The 225-nt window shown below is 47.6% G+C and carries 1 pseudogene; it reads left to right on the top strand.

From position 1 onward, the window contains the following. Positions 1-190, top strand: a pseudogene (locus V6252_RS13170) (signal recognition particle protein); the annotation flags it as partial. Positions 191-225: the final 35 nt, after the last annotated feature.

Genomic DNA, 225 nt, shown 5'->3' on the forward strand with positions numbered 1-225 from the left:
AGAACAAGCGCTTGGTGCTGAGGTGCTAAAAGAGTTAGCGCCAGCTCAAGCCTTTGTCAAAATCGTACACGACGAGCTGACCGAAATGATGGGCAGTGACAATCAGCAGTTAGAGATGACAGGCAAACCACCCGTTGTCTAATTGCTAGCAGGACTGCAAGGAGCAGGTAAAACGACTACAGCTGGTAAGTAGGCCAAATATCTACAAGAGCGCCAAAAGAAAAA

Origin of the sequence: Psychrobacter proteolyticus (assembly GCF_038155145.1) — a bacterium.
Lineage (GTDB): Bacteria > Pseudomonadota > Gammaproteobacteria > Pseudomonadales > Moraxellaceae > Psychrobacter > Psychrobacter proteolyticus_B.